Raw genomic sequence first — 15,195 nt, 5'->3', positions numbered from 1 at the left:
CAGGGAATGGCTTTTCAATGTGACATCGTGATGAACGCTTCATCGCGATGATGCGTGGGCGGAATATTGCCGGCCCGACTGCGCCATTTCCGGCTGAAAAGAACGAGGCCGTTCAGATTTCCATCACAAACGGCCTCGTCCGACATTTCATTGGGCACGACGGCCTTGAGCCGTCGTCCGGCCAGATCAGGCCTCGGACGATTCGTCGAGAGCCGGCTCGACCGGAACCTCGACCGACGCACCGAGATCGCGGCCAGCAGCGCCCTGCTGACGGGCGATACCGTCGATAGCGGCGCGAGCGATGAGATCGCAATAAAGGGCGATGGCACGCGATGCGTCGTCATTGCCCGGGATCGCATAGTCGATCTGGTCCGGATCGCAGTTGGAGTCGATAACGGCAACAACCGGAATGCCAAGGCGCTTGGCTTCTTCGATCGCGATCGATTCCTTGTTGGTGTCGATGATGAACATCAGGTCCGGCGTGCCGCCCATGTCGCGGATACCGCCGAGTGCGCGGTTCAGCTTCTCGCGCTCACGCTCAAGGTTCAGGCGCTCCTTCTTCGTGAAGCCCGAGGCCTCCGAAGCGAGGATGTCGTCGAGCTTACGCAGACGCTGGATCGAGTTCGAAATCGTCTTCCAGTTGGTCATCATGCCGCCGAGCCAGCGAGCATTGACGTAGTACTGGGCAGAGCGCTTCGCGGCGTCGGCGATGATTTCCGAAGCCTGGCGCTTCGTGCCTACGAAGAGCACGCGGCCGCCGTTGGCGACGGTGTCGCTGACAACCTGCAGGGCGCGCGACAGCATCGGGACGGTCTGGGCGAGGTCGATGATGTGGACGTTGTTACGATCGCCGAAGATGTACGGCTTCATCTTCGGGTTCCAGCGATGCGTCTGGTGGCCGAAGTGAACGCCGGCTTCGAGAAGCTGACGCATAGTAAAATCAGGCAATGCCATGCCTTTGTCTCCTTTTCCGGTTGAACCTCCGCAAGGCGTCGAGCGCATCATTGCTGCGCCCACCGGCGGAACGATCCGGATTTCTCCCGGAAAATCCCATGCCTCACGTGTGGAATGGGCAGCCCCTTAACTGCAACTGCCCGATAAATCAAGACTGGAAGTCAGTTTTATGCGGTTCCAGCCTATTTGCAGTCTTCCGCATTGAAGACTTCGAGGTTGGCGAGCTTCCCGGTGAGCACGAAATCTCCATAGTCCATCGTCAGGTCGCGCGTCACCCCGTTTTCATAGAGCTTGAACGACATGCTGTAGATGGGCTGCGCGTCTCCGCTCCTGTCGTCGTTGAAGTAGGAGATCGTCACCGGCCAGTAATTCTCGGCCGCGAGCTTTCCGGCCTTGCCGACATCGACGTCATCCGGCCGCGGCTTGCGCGGCTTGCCGACGAAGGTCGAGGTGATCAGCGTCTTGTCACCCGTGTCGGAGCCGTCGAAGATGCGCGATTCGAAAAACGCGTCACCCTTCTTCGCCCGATCGATGACTTCCAGCATGTGCTCGGTCGGGAAACGGCTTTCGGCGAGCGCCACCTCGCGTTTGTCCGGTGCCGTCAGCTCGACCTTGACCCCCGTCTTGTCTTCATGCGCACTGCCGCGGACTTCCTTGTCGAGCTTCTCGTCGGTGAACGAACGCGTCAGAAAGCGGAAGTTGCGGTTACGCATGTCTTCGTAGGTGGTCGTCTGCTGGTCCGTGAGGCGAACTTCCTCTCCCGTATCGACCTGGGTCATGAACCTGAAACTGACGGTGTAACCCTCGCAGGCCGAGCCGTTGAATTCATAGACCATGCGGCCGTACATGCTCGAGATGCCCGAGCGATCGGACGCATCCTTCAGCTCCAGATCGTAAACGGCGCGGTGGGGCGCAAGCACGCCCGCGTCGGCGGCACCGGCGCCCAAGGCCGTCATCGCCACGAGACAGACGCTTCCAAAACTGGCAAGACCGAAGCCTGTACGAAACATCCGTTTCCTCCTGTTGCACTCGCCGGCAATGCTATAAACAAACTGTCGGCAGAAGCGAGGCAGATCCGCGAAGAAGATTGATGCCTGTCCCGATCCAGCCTGCATGCCGGATTTTACCACAAAAGACAACAACGGAGCCTTCCATGTCCGCAGAGATCGAAACGCGCCTTGCCGACCTTGGCATCACCCTGCCACAGGCCGCAGCGCCTGCAGCGAACTATGTTCCTTACGTCATCAGCGGCTCGATGCTCTATATTTCCGGGCAGTTGCCCATGGAAGCCGGCAAGGTCGCCGTTACAGGACATGTCGGCAAGGATGTCGACGTCGCGACCGCCCAGCGTGCCGCAGAACTCTGCGCAATCAACATCCTGGCGCAGGCGAAGGCGGCGCTTTCCGGCGACCTCGGGCGCATTCGTCGTCTCGTGAAGATCAACGGGTTCGTCGCGTCCGTCCCAGAGTTCGTCGAACAGCACCTCGTCATCAACGGCGCGTCCAACCTGCTCGCCAACGTGCTCGGCGAAGCCGGCAAACATGCCCGCGCGGCCGTGGGCATGGCTGCCTTGCCATTCAACGCTGCCGTCGAAATCGATGCCGTCATCGAAATCGCCTGATCCGGGGAATCTAATGAAGGATATTTCCTGGCTCAAGGCCCAACCGATCGCCCACCGGGGCTTTCACGACATGAACCGGGAGGTTTGGGAAAACACGCTTTCGGCGTTTTCCCGCGCCGCCGAAGCAGGATTCGCCATTGAATGCGACCTGCAATATACGGCCGACAGCGTTCCGGTCGTTTTTCATGACGACAATACGGAGCGGCTCTGTGGAATAAAGGGAGACGTCCGGGCAAGGACGGCGGGAGAACTGGGGCTCATGGCGGTCGGCGGCACCAAGGACAAGGTGCCGACGCTGTCGCAGATGCTCCGCCTCGTCGATGGTCGCGTGCCGCTCATCATCGAACTCAAGGGGCGAAAGGACGACGACGAAGGCTTTGCCGCCGCCGTGCTCGATACGCTCGAGGGCTACAAGGGCCACGTGGCGCTGATGAGCTTCGATCACTGGCTGCTCAAAGACCTAAAGGCGCTCGAGGCGCCCTATCCGCTTGGCCTCACGGCAGAGGGGGCCGAGCCCGAGCGCTTCTTCGTGCACGAGGAGGCAATGCAACTCGGCCTCGACTTCATCTCCTATTTCTACGGCCATCTGCCGAACAGCTTTATCAGCAAGGAACGCGCGCTCGGACGCACCATCATTACCTGGACAGTGCGTGATCGGCAGGCGCAGGACTACAGCTTCGCGCATGCCGACCAGATGACGTTCGAGGGTTTCGATCCAAGGGAAACCATGATTTCCTAAGGTCATGACAGACGCCATCAACATCCGCATCGAACACTCTTTCACCTCGATCTCGCCGGCGAACTGGAATCGGCTCGCCGGCGCTTCAAAGGCGAATGCAAGCGTTCCCTACAATCCCTTCCTCTCGCACGCTTATCTGTCGGCGCTGGAGGAATCTGGTTCCGCGACCGCGGAAACGGGTTGGCTCGGACAACACCTGCTGATGGAAGATGCGGATGGTTTCTTGCGCGGCGCCCTTGCTTGCTACATGAAAAGCCACAGCCAGGGCGAATACGTCTTCGACCACGGGTGGGCGGACGCGTTCGAGCGGGCGGGCGGGCGCTATTATCCGAAGCTGCAATGCTCCGTACCCTTCACGCCGGTCACCGGACCGCGTCTGCTCACCACAGATGGACGCGACCCGCGACCGGTTCGCGAAGCGCTCGCCGCAGGACTAAAGGAGCTTACGCGCCGCCACGGCGTCTCGTCGGCCCATGTCACCTTTGTACCGGCCGACGAAATGCCGGCGTTCGAGCGGGCGGGCTTCCTTCATCGAACCGACCAGCAGTTTCATTTCACCAATGAAGGCTACGGGTCCTATGGCGACTTCCTCGAAACCCTCGCATCCCGAAAGCGCAAGGCGCTGAAAAAGGAACGTCGGACAGCTGTCGAAAACGGCATAACCATCGATTGGTTGACCGGCAGCGACCTGACCGAGGCGATCTGGGACCAATTCTTCGCCTTCTATATGGATACCGGCGGGCGCAAATGGGGCCGTCCGTATCTCACTCGATCCTTCTATTCCCTGATCGGGGAAAGGATGGCCGACGACATTTTGCTTGTCATGGCCAAGCGCGGCGGCCGCTATGTCGCCGGCGCCATCAACTTCATCGGCGGTGACGCGCTCTACGGCCGGCACTGGGGCTGTATCGAGGACCACCCGTTCCTGCATTTCGAGGTCTGCTATCACCAAGCGATCGATTTCGCGATAGCCAAGGGGTTGAAGCGCGTCGAGGCGGGGGCACAGGGTGAGCACAAACTCGCCCGGGGCTATATGCCCGTCACGACGCATTCGGCGCACTTCATTGCTCACTCAGGGCTCGCGCGCGCCGTTGCCGATTATCTCGAACGCGAACGCCGCGATGTGGAAGAAACCAGCGAGTTTCTTGCGGAGCACGGACCTTTCCGCAAAGGTGATCGCCAGGACGACTGACTGGACACTGGCCGTTGCCGGCCCGACAAGACGAGGAAACGAAAATGAGCGCGTATGACACGAACAACATCTTTGCAAAGATCCTGCGGGGCGAAATTCCATCGCACCGGGTCTACGAAGATGATGCGACCGTCGCCTTCATGGATGTGATGCCTCAGGCGGAAGGCCACGTCCTGGTCCTGCCGAAGACCCCTTCGCGCAACATCCTCGACGCCGACGCATCAACGCTGCCTTCGCTGATCGGTACGGTTCAAAAGGTCGCCATTGCGGCCAAGGAAGCCTTTGACGCCGACGGCGTGACGATCATGCAGTTCAACGAAGCACCCGCCGGCCAATCCGTCTACCATCTGCACTTCCATGTCATACCGCGCCGTGACGGTATTCCGCTGAAGCCGCATTCCGGCAAGATGGAAGATGGCGCGGTGCTTGCGGCGAACGCGGAAAAGATTCGGCAGGCACTCTGAGTGCAGGGAGAAACAGCCTTCTGGATGGCGTCCTAGAAACCCAACCACCAGAGTCCGGCGGCGAGCGTCGCGATTGCCGTTGCGATGCCAATCGCCGGCTTTTGGCGGGCGAGGAAGAACGCAATTGCGCCAAGCACGACGGCCCCCAGGCGCAGCCACAGGGGTGACTGCGCCAGCACCCCGGTCGGGTAGAGGACAAGCTTCGCGATGACAGCTGCGACCAGCGCCGTCGCCACTGCCCTCACCCAGTTCAGCGCCTCGGATTCCTCGCGAAGCCGTTCGCCGGCGAGCACGCCTAGCCATCGCCAAACATCGGTCGCGAGCCAGCCGGCAATGGCGATGAAGACATAGGCCCACCAACCATCCAGCCACGTCATGCGCCCGCCTCCCTTCGCGAGCGCCAGGACCGCTCGACGAACCACGCGAGCGTTCCGCCGCCGACGCCCGCGAGCAAGATGTCGAACTCCGGCAGCAGCCAATAGAAAAGCGGTCCCGCAACAAGGCCGACGCCGAGCGCCAGATAGACCACCCGGTGACGTGCCGAATTCCAGATCGAGGTGAGGAAATAGACCGGCGTCAGAAAAAAGAGGCAACCGGCAATGATCGGCGGGAAGTCAGCAACGAGACGATAGACGACCGCCACCAGCATCATGTTTGCGGCGACGAGCGTGATGCCGAAGCCAGCGAAGAAAGTTGCCCGTTGCGCACGCGGCACCTGCTGTATGCGCTCCATCGCAAACACCCACGCTGTGATCGCGATGAAATGCGACAACAGGAGAAGCAGCCATGTCGGCGTCTTCGGCGTGCGCAATTCCGGGACGAGGGCCGCGACCATCGGCATGAGCCGCACCGACGAGAGCGTCACTGCGAGAAACGCCGTGGCAACGCTCGCGCCGCTGAGGATCGAGCTGACGAGGATGACCTTTGCCGGCAGTGCCCAGACAATGCCGGTCATGAACACGACCTGCTCTGGCGGGATGCCGGCCTGCGCCGTTAGCGAACAAAAGCCAACAAAGGAAAGCATCAGGATGATGGCGGGCAGGCTGAAAATGCCGCGTGCGCCGGTCAGAAACCAGGCGAGAGATGATCGTTCTTCTTCAACGCGTTTCATGAACACCTGCAAGGGACGCTTACTCACCTACAACGCCGCGCATCCAACCAAACGCACAAAGGGCGCTGTAGCACTTCGAATACCGTAAAACGTGACGGTGCCGGGTGAGCTTCACCCGGCACCGTCTGCTTCAATGCAATCGTGTTACTTCTTGCGCGGCACCTTGGGAACCGTCCGTCCCTTCAGCGGGGCCGCGCCCGCCTTACTGTCCTTGGAGGATGCCTTCCCCGCGGCTTTCTTCGCCTTTGTCTTCGGCTCGGAGTCGGCGGCAACGGTTTCCTTCTCGTCGCCTTTCTTGGGCTTGGCACCCTTGCCTGCCGGACGCGAGACTTCAGCCTTCGGCTTGATGGGCGCCGTTTCCGGCACCGCATCAAGGATCAGCCCCTTCTTACCGTCTTCCTTCGTGCCGATCGTCACCTTGACGACGCCACCCTTCTTCAGCTTGCCGAAGAGGATTTCGTCGGCGAGCGGCTTCTTGATGTTTTCCTGGATGACGCGAGCCAGCGGCCGAGCACCCATCTTTTCGTCGTACCCCTTCTCGGCGAGCCAGGCGATGGCGTCCGGTGCGAGGTCGAAGGTCACGTTGCGTTCGGCAAGCTGCGTCTCGAGCTGCATGACGAACTTCTGCACGACCTGGTGAATAACCGGCGTCGGCAGCGAGCTGAACGGAATGACCGCATCCAGACGGTTGCGGAATTCCGGCGTAAACAGCCTGTTCAGCGCTTCGATGTCCTCGCCCTCACGCTTCGATGAGCCGAAACCGATCGCCGGCCGTGCCATATCGGAAGCGCCCGCATTGGTCGTCATGATCAGGATGACGTTGCGGAAGTCGATCTTCTTGCCGTTGTGATCAGTCAGCGAACCATGGTCCATCACCTGCAGGAGGATGTTGAACAGATCCGGATGCGCCTTCTCGATCTCATCGAGCAGCAGCACGCAGTGTGGATGCTGGTCGACGCCGTCGGTCAAGAGACCGCCCTGGTCGAAGCCGACATAGCCGGGAGGTGCACCGAGCAGGCGGGACACCGTATGCCGCTCCATGTATTCCGACATGTCGAAACGCAGAAGCTCGACACCGAGCGACGACGCCAGTTGCTTGGCCACTTCGGTCTTGCCGACACCGGTCGGGCCGGAGAACACATAGCAGCCGATCGGCTTGTTCGGTTCCCGAAGGCCCGCACGCGCCAGCTTGATCGACGAGGCGAGCGCCTCGATCGCCAAGTCCTGACCATAGACCACGGACCTCAGCTCCTTCTCGAGGTTTGCGAGAACGGCTTCATCGTCCTTGGAAACGGTCTTTGGCGGAATGCGCGCCATCGTCGCAATCGTCGCCTCGATCTCCTTCTCGGTGATCAACTTGCGACGCTTGCTAGCGGGAAGCAGCATCTGGGCGGCACCGGACTCGTCGATCACGTCGATCGCCTTATCCGGCAGTTTCCGATCGTTGATGTAGCGGGCGGAAAGCTCGACCGCCGCCTTGATGGCATCGTTCGAGTATTTGAGGTGGTGATAGTCCTCAAAATAGGGCTTCAGCCCCCTCATGATCTCGATCGCGTCGGCAATCGTCGGCTCGTTGACGTCGATCTTCTGGAAACGGCGCACAAGTGCCCGATCCTTCTCGAAGAACTGCCGGTATTCCTTGTAGGTCGTCGAACCGATGCAACGGATCGCGCCTGTCGAGAGCGCCGGCTTCAGAAGGTTGGACGCATCCATCGCGCCGCCCGACGTGGCACCGGCGCCGATCACGGTGTGGATCTCGTCGATGAAGAGCACCGCGCCCGGATAGTCCTCAAGTTCCTTGACGACCTGCTTCAGGCGCTCCTCGAAGTCACCGCGGTAGCGCGTTCCGGCAAGCAGCGTTCCCATGTCGAGCGAGAAGATCGTGGCGTCCTGGAGCGCCTCGGGCACCTTCTTTTCGACGATGCGCTTGGCAAGGCCCTCGGCAATCGCCGTCTTGCCGACGCCCGGGTCGCCGACATAAAGCGGGTTGTTCTTGGACCTGCGGCAAAGCACCTGGATCGTACGATTGACTTCGGCATGACGACCGATCAGCGGATCGATCTTTCCGGACTTCGCCTTCTCGTTGAGGTTCACGCAGTAGGCAGTCAGCGCGTCCTGCTGTTTCTTCGGACCGGCCTCATCGCTTTCGCGGGGCGCCTTCTGCTCGGATTCCTGATCTTCGGCGCCGCGCACCGGCCGCGATTCGGAACTTCCCGGTCGCTTGCCAATCCCATGGGAAATGAAGTTGACCGCGTCATAGCGGGTCATCTCCTGCTCCTGGAGGAAATAGGCGGCGTGGCTTTCGCGCTCGGCGAAGATCGCCACCAGCACGTTGGCGCCCGTCACTTCCTCACGGCCGGAGGATTGCACGTGGATGACCGCGCGCTGGATCACGCGTTGGAAGCCAGCAGTCGGCTTGGAGTCTTCGTCATAGCCTGTGACAAGATTCGACAGTTCGTTGTCGACATAGTCCGTCACGGTCTTGCGAAGCGTTTCGAGATTTACGTTGCACGCGCCCATCACGGCAGCCGCGTCGGCATCGTCGATCAATGCCAGTAGCAGGTGCTCGAGCGTCGCATATTCATGGTGGCGCTCGTTGGCAAAAGTCAGTGCCTGATGCAGCGCCTTTTCGAGGCTGGGCGAAAATGTTGGCACGTTAGTTCCTCATTTCTTTTCCATGACGCATTGCAACGGATGCTGGTGCTGCCTGGCGAAATCCATCACCTGCGTCACCTTGGTTTCGGCGACTTCGTAGGTGAAGACGCCGCACTCTCCCACACCGTGGTTGTGGACGTGGAGCATGATGCGGGTCGCGTCTTCCCGATCCTTCTGGAAGAAGCGCTCCAGAATATGGATGACAAATTCCATCGGCGTGTAATCGTCATTCAAAAGCAGGACGCGATACAAACTCGGCTTCTTGGTCTTCGGCTTGGTGCGCGTGATAACGGAGGTGCCACGACTGGCGCCGCCTCCGTCCCCTTCGCTTCCCTGCTGCATCCGGACCGGCATGGCGATCATTCTTGTTCATTCCTTTACAGCTGCGCTTCCAACGAACGTGGCTGCGGCATGCTTGTCTTATCTAATGGTTCGTTTCCGAATTTTAAGGCCGAACCAACGCACTGCAATCATATTCGCACGGCGAAACACAAGATTGATCAACTTTCTTCGGCCACAAGCGCCAGTATTTCGAAAAGCAAGAAGGCCGGCCGCGGCAACCGCGACCGGCCCTCTTTCGATGGCGATGGTCCTTGTCGTCAGGCCGCGGCGGCAGACTTGACTGCTGCGGTCGCCTTGGCGACCGGCGCCTCGTAGGGCTTGTAGGCATCCTTGGCGAGATCGGCATACATCTCGCCGATCTTTGTCGCCTCGGCTACAAAGCCTTCGTAGCTAGCCTTCACATAATTGGTCTGAAGCTCGAAAGCAGCTTCAACGCTCTTGGTATTGGTAAGCTTTTCGAAATGGGCAATGCCGTCTTCGAAGGACTTCTTCGAATAGTCCGCTGCTTCCGTCGCAATGGCCTGGAAGCCCTTGGTCAGGGCCGAATAGCTTTTGACAGCAACGTCAATGGCTTCTTTGCTTTTCTTGTTGGCATCGTCGAAGTTAAACATTGGGGTGTCTCCTTTAGACGGCTTAACTGTGTGGCAGTTTATGTGCGGTGCACAAAAAGTCAAGTTCTGTGTGCAACGCAATAAAACGCTGTTCTTGCAACGACTTGATGAAAATCGGCAACTAATCCTGCGATTTTTTTTCGCACAGCCGCATTAATATGACTTTTAATGAAAAACCCGGCCTGATCGCTCAGAACCGGGTCGAAAAATCGACGAATGATCTTGATCTCACAGATCGATGTCGAGAATTGCCATCGAGAAATTGTACGAAAGCTCCCCGTCCTCTTCGTCGCGGAAAACGACGCCGAGAAATTCGTCGCCGAGATAGACCTCCGCGGACTCGTCCTTCTTCGGCCGCGCCTTGACGACCATCGACTGGTTGAAGGTGCGCTTGAAATAGGCTTCAAGCTTTCGGATTTCTTCGGGCTTCAAATCTTCTCTCCGTAGATGTTTGATTTGTGGCGCTTCTCGCATGCGGAATTACCAAGTGTAAACCCACTTGCGCACCAGGCGTCCCTTCAGATTTGCGAAGTCGCCCTATCGTTTTGAATTCCTGTCCAATTTTCTGCAAAGCTCGACGCGAGCGGAAAACCGCTCGCAAGGCCGTTATGCCGCCGAGAGCGGTCGCTCCGGCGCTCAGATATCGAAGCTGGCCAGGATCTGGTCCATCTGGCGTGACGGCTCGGAACATCCGGCCTCACCAACGACCTTTGCCGGAACGCCTGCCACGGTCGTCTTAGGAGGCACCGGCTTCAGTACCACTGAGCCAGCAGCAATGCGCGAGCAATGGCCAATGTGGATGTTGCCGAGAATCTTTGCACCTGCCCCGATCAAGACGCCGTCACCGATCTTCGGATGACGATCGCTGCCTTCCTTGCCGGTGCCGCCAAGCGTCACCCCGTGCAGGATCGACACATTGTCACCAATGGTTGCCGTTTCGCCGACCACTAGGCCTGTTGCGTGATCGAGAAAGATGCCGCGCCCGATCCGGGCGGCAGGATTGATGTCGGTTTGATAGACGCTCGATGAGCGGCTCTGCAGATACAACGCGAAATCCTTCCGTCCGCGCTTCCACAGCCAGTGGGCAAGGCGATGCGTCTGGATCGCGTGGAACCCCTTGAAATAGAGCACAGGCTCGATGAACCTCGTGCACGCCGGGTCGCGATCATAAACCGCCTGGATGTCCACGCGAAGGATCGTGCCCCATTCGGGCCAGTCCTCCAGCATTTCGGAAAAGGTCTGGTGGAGCAGGTTTGCCTGCAGGTCCGGATGATCCAGGCGTTCGCAAATCCGGTAAATCACAGCCTCTTCGAGGGAGTGCTGATTGACGACGGTCGAATACAAAAACGCTGCCAACATCGGATCCCGCTCGGCCGCGAGGCGGGCTTCCTCGCGCAGGCTGTCCCAGATCGGGTCTATCGCCTTGAACGATTCCGTATGGCGCAGTTCTGTCTTGGCGACCATAGTCGCTCTCCTTCATGATCGATCAATGGCTCAAATATAGGGTAATTCCCGGTCGACATAAATGGGTGCGCCATATTTCAGCCACAAGTCGCAAAACGGCTTCATGCTCGCCCACCCTCGCCAAGGAATTCGAGCACGGCCTTCTTGAACACCCGGTCACCGACCGCCAGCATATGGTCGCGCCCAGGAATGTCGAGCGCTTTTGCGCGCGGCATAAGCGCAGCAAGTTCCTGCGCCGATCCTGCAATCTCGTCCTTCGTTCCGACACCGATCAATACCGGCACGTCGATGCGCGCCATTTCTTCGGGCGACAGAAGATCGCGCGACGTGGAAATGCAAGCCGCAAGCGCCTGGCGATCGCTCTTGGTCTGATCGGCAAAAGCACGAAACATTCGTCCGCGCGGATGCGTCACGCTCTCCAGCGACGGCGCAAGTAGCGCGTCGGCGATCGGGTCCCAGTCTCCGGCCCCGGTGACCATGCCTATGCCGAGGCCGCCGAACACGAGCGAGCGCACGCGATCGGGATGCGCCAAAGCCAGGAACGCCGAAATGCGGGCGCCCATGGAGTAGCCCATGACATGCGCCTTGCCGATCCCGAGATGCGCCAGAAGTGCCGCAGCGTCCCCTGCCATCTGTTGCGGGTGGTAGAGCGACGGGTCGTAAGGCTTGCTGCTCTTTCCATGGCCGCGATTGTCCAGCGCGATAACCCGGTAGCCGGCATCGCCCAATGTCTTCAGCCAGCCGGGATATACCCAGTTCACATTGGCGCTCGAAGCGAAACCGTGAATGAGCAGGATGGGATCTCCCGATGGATCGCCTTCGTCGAAAAAGGCGATCTCCATTCCCTCATGCATGAAGCGCGAAAATGGCGGCGGGTTCAGATCCATATCTCATTTCCTGAAGGGGCGTTCTGTTTTCGGCGCAAACTAGGTTGTAACGCCGTCGCTTGAAACCCCCGGCCGCTCAAAAACCCACAGACCCGGCATGTTTGCCGCTACACATTTGCGGCAAAGCTCACTATGGTGCCGCCAAACTTATAATCCAAAGACTTGCATTCATCGGAGCATGACATGGCCGGCCACAGCATCCCCCATTTTCAGAATGACGGCGGACACCAGGCGATCGAAATCGGCGTCAAGGAATTCATGTGCACGGGCGCATCTGTTCCGTTCGACCACCCCCACATCTTCATCGACATGGGCGACGACAACGAGAAGGTCTGCTCCTATTGCTCGACGCTCTATCGCTACAACCCTTCGCTGAAGGCAACGGAAACAAATCCTCCGGGGTGCCTCTTCACCAGCAAGGCGGCTTAAGTCGTCGCGGTTCGCCGGTACGAGATCGATGCAAAACGTTGGTCCGGTCGCGATTGTCGGCGCCGGCATCGCCGGCCTGACGACGGCTCTCTGTCTCGCGCACCAGGGCTTCGAGACGGAAATATTCGAACAGTCCGACTCTTTGAAAGAGGTGGGCGCCGGGCTGCAATTGTCGCCGAACGCATCACGCATTCTGATCGAGCTCGGCCTGCTCCCTGCCCTTGAAGCTGTCTGGAGCGAGCCGGACTCGGTCGCGCTTCTCGACGGCCGCTCGCTGCGCTCGCTTGCAAGCGTGCCGGCTGGCTCCTATGCCCGCAACCGCTGGGCAGCTCCCTACGGTGTTCTGCACCGCGCCAGCCTCCAAAAGATTCTGTTGGACGCAGCGGCAGCCGAACCACGCTGCCGCGTTCACCTTGGATTCCGGATCGAGAGCGACCCGGAAGCGGCGATCGATCGCGCGATGGCACGACGCCCATCCGTAATCGTCGGCGCCGATGGGATCTGGTCGCGCACAAGAACGTCCATCGCGGGCGCCGGACCCGTACAGTTCTCGGGCAACATCGCCTGGCGCCTGATGGTGCCGCGCGCGGAGGTGACCGCGCCTCTGTCCGACGACCGTGTAACCGCGTTTCTCGGCTCGAAAGCGCACCTCGTGGCGTATCCGATCAAGGAAGTCGGCGGCTTCAACCTTGTGGCGATCGTCGAGGGCAAGGCTGGCGACAACGTATGGATCGGCAAGGATTCCGAGGAGAGACGGCGCGAGCTTGCGGCAGCTTTCGATGATTGGCATCCCAAGCTGCGCGCGTTGCTCACGAGCGCGACCGCAGCGACCTACTGGCCCTTGTGCACCGTCGGCGACGGTGCATGGCACGACAAGACGCGAACCATCCTCATCGGCGACGCAGCCCATGCGATGACGCCATTTGCGGCCCAAGGCGCCGCGATGGCGATCGAGGACGCCCGGGAACTCGCGCGCTGCCTGGCCGAAAGCCAGGATGCCCCCTCCGCATTTGCCAGATATGATCATGCGCGAAGGTCGCGGATCGATCGCGTGCGGAAGCGGGCCGCCTTCAACCGCTTCGCCTATCACGCCCGAGGACCGGTCCGTCTCGGGCGTGATCTGGTCCTCGCGCTCAAGGGTCCCGAATCGCTCGCCGCCGACCTTGACTGGCTGTACGGCTATGACGCTTAGATCACGATGATTTTAGGTCGGATCGACCCTAAAATCATAAGCGCGATCGATCCTAGTAATTAGAGCGGATGCGGGCGGAAAACCGCACACGCTTTTCCTGCTCTACTGCATGTTTTCTCAATTAAGGGCAAAAACATGCAGCAATCCGGAGTGCTACAGCGTCCTTTGCGCGTCTGATAAAACGCCCGGCCTATAGGACGATGGGCATCAGACCGCGTTGGCGGCGGCGAAGCCCGCTTCGATGTCGCGACGGATATCCGGAACGTCCTCCAGACCGATCTGCAACCGGATAACCGGCCCTTCCGAGGGAGCCTTCGCCACCTTGCGGTCGGACAGGTTAACGTGAACGGCCAGGCTTTCGAACCCACCCCAGGAGTAGCCGAGGCCGAAGAGCGATAGTGCGTCGAGGAAGGCATGGGCCTTGGCCCTGAACCTTTCGGGGCTGTCCGCCTTCAGCACGAAGGAGAAAATCCCGCTCGCCCCACCGAAGTCACGCTTCCAGAGGTCGTATCCCGGAAAACTCGGCAGTGCCGGATGCAGCACGCGCGCAACCTCGTCGCGGCTCTCCAGCCATTCTGCGATCGCCAGTGCACTCGCCTGATGCCGTTCCAGGCGGATCCCCATCGTGCGCAAGCCCCTGAGGATCTGGTAGCTGTCATCCGGCGACACGCAGACGCCGAGCGTGACCATCGCCTCTGTCAGCGCCGGCCAGTGGGTGACGTTGGTCGACACTGTTCCGAACAGCACGTCCGAATGGCCCGACGGGTACTTCGTGGCTGCATGGATCGAGACATCGACGCCGTGATCGAGCGGGCGGAAATAGAGCGGCGTCGCCCAGGTATTGTCCATCGTCACGACGCATCCGTGGCGGTGCGCCGCGGCTGCGATCGCGCGAATGTCCTGCATCTCGAACGTATTCGAACCCGGCGCCTCGGTGTGCACCAGGCGCGTGTTCGGCCGGATCAGGCTTTCAATGCCGGCACCGATCATCGGGTCGTAGTATTCGACGGTGACGCCGAGGCGCTTCAGCATCGTGTCGCAGAAATGCCGAGTCGGGAAATAGACCGAATCAACGACGAGCGCGTGATCCCCGGCCGACAGATAGGTCAGGAACGGCACCGTGACCGCCGCCAGGCCCGAAGGCACGAGAATCGTTCCGGCAGCGCCCTCGAGCTCATTGATCGCTTCGCAAAGCGCATCGGTCGTCGGCGTGCCGCGCGTTCCGTAGGTATATTTCTGCGCCCGGCTTTCCATTGTCCTGGCGTTGGGAAACAGCACGGTGGAAGCATGCACCACCGGCGGATTGACGAAACCGTGGAAATCCGAGGGATTGTTGCCAGTGTGCGCCAGACGGGTGTTGATGCCCGATTCCTTGAGCGCGCTGATCTTGTCTGCCATTGAAAAATCCGCTGTTTGAATTCGACGCCAACTCATCGAACGCAGCCCCCGCCGGGTCAAGGGAAAATTCAGATGAAGTGGTAAGGCGTCGTGCAAAATGCCGGGCCGGCCGCTTTTTTGTTCAAAGAAACCGATG

The 15,195-nt window shown here is 60.0% G+C and carries 17 protein-coding genes; 6 read left to right on the top strand and 11 right to left on the bottom strand.

The annotated features are described in order from the left end of the window. Window positions 1-186: 186 nt before the first annotated feature. Window positions 187-954: a 30S ribosomal protein S2 gene (rpsB, locus tag FKV68_RS07925; RefSeq protein WP_180940963.1), complete on the bottom strand. Its 768-nt coding sequence runs from the start codon at window positions 952-954 to the stop codon at window positions 187-189. A 182-nt stretch (window positions 955-1,136) separates the two neighbouring features. Continuing rightward, window positions 1,137-1,964: a cell envelope integrity EipB family protein gene (locus FKV68_RS07920; protein ID WP_180940962.1), complete on the bottom strand. Its 828-nt coding sequence runs from the start codon at window positions 1,962-1,964 to the stop codon at window positions 1,137-1,139. Between the two features lie 143 nt (window positions 1,965-2,107). On the opposite strand from FKV68_RS07920, the gene FKV68_RS07915 reads away from it, so the two are divergent. Genes FKV68_RS07915 through FKV68_RS07900 form a run of 4 tightly spaced genes read left to right on the top strand, consistent with a single transcriptional unit; the run spans window position 2,108 to window position 4,970 of the window. Further along, window positions 2,108-2,575, top strand: a complete 468-nt coding sequence (locus FKV68_RS07915; protein WP_180940961.1) for a RidA family protein — start codon at window positions 2,108-2,110, stop codon at window positions 2,573-2,575. Between the two features lie 13 nt (window positions 2,576-2,588). After that, window positions 2,589-3,314, top strand: a complete 726-nt coding sequence (locus tag FKV68_RS07910) for a glycerophosphodiester phosphodiesterase (protein ID WP_180940960.1) — start codon at window positions 2,589-2,591, stop codon at window positions 3,312-3,314. A 4-nt stretch (window positions 3,315-3,318) separates the two neighbouring features. Then, window positions 3,319-4,506: a GNAT family N-acetyltransferase gene (locus FKV68_RS07905; protein WP_180940959.1), complete on the top strand. Its 1,188-nt coding sequence runs from the start codon at window positions 3,319-3,321 to the stop codon at window positions 4,504-4,506. Window positions 4,507-4,550: 44 nt separating this feature from the next. After that, window positions 4,551-4,970 carry an HIT family protein gene (locus FKV68_RS07900; protein WP_180940958.1) on the top strand — a complete coding sequence of 140 codons (420 nt, stop codon included), beginning with the start codon at window positions 4,551-4,553 and terminating at the stop codon, window positions 4,968-4,970. Between the two features lie 32 nt (window positions 4,971-5,002). On the opposite strand, the gene FKV68_RS07895 is transcribed toward FKV68_RS07900, so the two are convergent. From FKV68_RS07895 to FKV68_RS07860, 8 genes are all read right to left on the bottom strand, one after another. After that, window positions 5,003-5,347, bottom strand: coding sequence for an AzlD domain-containing protein (locus FKV68_RS07895; protein WP_180940957.1), 345 nt, complete (start codon window positions 5,345-5,347; stop codon window positions 5,003-5,005). Further along, entirely contained in the window at window positions 5,344-6,081 is a 738-nt protein-coding gene (locus FKV68_RS07890) for an AzlC family ABC transporter permease (RefSeq protein ID WP_180940956.1), read from the bottom strand. The genes FKV68_RS07895 and FKV68_RS07890 overlap by 4 nt, the downstream gene beginning before the upstream one ends. 144 nt (window positions 6,082-6,225) lie before the next feature. Further along, window positions 6,226-8,736, bottom strand: a complete 2,511-nt coding sequence (gene clpA, locus FKV68_RS07885; protein WP_180940955.1) for an ATP-dependent Clp protease ATP-binding subunit ClpA — start codon at window positions 8,734-8,736, stop codon at window positions 6,226-6,228. A gap of 9 nt (window positions 8,737-8,745) precedes the next feature. Further along, entirely contained in the window at window positions 8,746-9,099 is a 354-nt protein-coding gene (gene clpS / locus FKV68_RS07880; RefSeq protein WP_180940954.1) for an ATP-dependent Clp protease adapter ClpS, read from the bottom strand. A gap of 236 nt (window positions 9,100-9,335) precedes the next feature. Beyond that, window positions 9,336-9,689, bottom strand: coding sequence for a phasin family protein (locus FKV68_RS07875; RefSeq protein WP_180940953.1), 354 nt, complete (start codon window positions 9,687-9,689; stop codon window positions 9,336-9,338). A gap of 228 nt (window positions 9,690-9,917) precedes the next feature. Further along, on the bottom strand, window positions 9,918-10,121 hold the full coding sequence (locus tag FKV68_RS07870; RefSeq protein WP_034854672.1) for a DUF3126 family protein: 204 nt from the start codon (window positions 10,119-10,121) through the stop codon (window positions 9,918-9,920). A 204-nt stretch (window positions 10,122-10,325) separates the two neighbouring features. Continuing rightward, window positions 10,326-11,153 carry a serine O-acetyltransferase gene (gene cysE / locus FKV68_RS07865; RefSeq protein WP_180940952.1) on the bottom strand — a complete coding sequence of 276 codons (828 nt, stop codon included), beginning with the start codon at window positions 11,151-11,153 and terminating at the stop codon, window positions 10,326-10,328. Between the two features lie 101 nt (window positions 11,154-11,254). Then, window positions 11,255-12,040, bottom strand: a complete 786-nt coding sequence (locus tag FKV68_RS07860) for an alpha/beta fold hydrolase (RefSeq protein WP_180940951.1) — start codon at window positions 12,038-12,040, stop codon at window positions 11,255-11,257. 183 nt (window positions 12,041-12,223) lie between these two features. On the opposite strand from FKV68_RS07860, the gene FKV68_RS07855 reads away from it, so the two are divergent. Both FKV68_RS07855 and FKV68_RS07850 read left to right on the top strand, forming a co-directional pair. Further along, on the top strand, window positions 12,224-12,469 hold the full coding sequence (locus tag FKV68_RS07855; RefSeq protein WP_180940950.1) for a zinc-finger domain-containing protein: 246 nt from the start codon (window positions 12,224-12,226) through the stop codon (window positions 12,467-12,469). Window positions 12,470-12,497: 28 nt separating this feature from the next. Continuing rightward, window positions 12,498-13,661 carry an FAD-dependent monooxygenase gene (locus FKV68_RS07850; protein WP_180940949.1) on the top strand — a complete coding sequence of 388 codons (1,164 nt, stop codon included), beginning with the start codon at window positions 12,498-12,500 and terminating at the stop codon, window positions 13,659-13,661. Between the two features lie 207 nt (window positions 13,662-13,868). On the opposite strand, the gene FKV68_RS07845 is transcribed toward FKV68_RS07850, so the two are convergent. Next, window positions 13,869-15,059 (bottom strand): cystathionine beta-lyase, encoded by a 1,191-nt coding sequence (locus tag FKV68_RS07845; RefSeq protein WP_180940948.1) that lies wholly within the window; start codon window positions 15,057-15,059, stop codon window positions 13,869-13,871. Window positions 15,060-15,195: the final 136 nt, after the last annotated feature.

Source organism: Sinorhizobium mexicanum, from assembly GCF_013488225.1.
GTDB lineage: Bacteria > Pseudomonadota > Alphaproteobacteria > Rhizobiales > Rhizobiaceae > Sinorhizobium > Sinorhizobium mexicanum.
The sequence above is the reverse complement of the archived record's forward strand: the minus strand, read 5'-3'. Positions and strand labels throughout refer to the sequence as shown.